Annotated in this window: 1 protein-coding gene; it reads left to right on the top strand. The window is 63.1% G+C overall.

Features of this window, described 5'->3' with window-relative positions:
* Positions 1-255 (top strand): transposase (locus tag EU800_RS26560; protein WP_207210040.1); only part of this gene is annotated, 255 nt, incomplete at both ends.

Below are 255 nucleotides of genomic sequence, written 5' to 3'. Positions count from 1 at the left end.
AGGACACCGAGGCCCTGTTGGCCTTCTACGACTTCCCGGCCGAGCACTGGGACCACCTGCGGACCTCGAACCCGATCGAGAGCGTCTTCGCAACCGTAAGGCACCGCACCGTCCGGACCAAGGGCGCGCTGTCACAGAAGACCGCAAAGCTGATGGTCTTCACCCTGGTCAGGGCGGCATCGAAGACCTGGCGCAAGCTCAACGGCACAAACCAGTTGCCCCGCCTCATCGAAGGCGTCAAATTCACCGACGGCA

The organism is Tropicimonas sp. IMCC6043 (assembly GCF_004146235.1).
In the GTDB taxonomy this organism is placed as follows: Bacteria; Pseudomonadota; Alphaproteobacteria; order Rhodobacterales; family Rhodobacteraceae; genus Tropicimonas.
The sequence above is the reverse complement of the archived record's forward strand: the minus strand, read 5'-3'. Positions and strand labels throughout refer to the sequence as shown.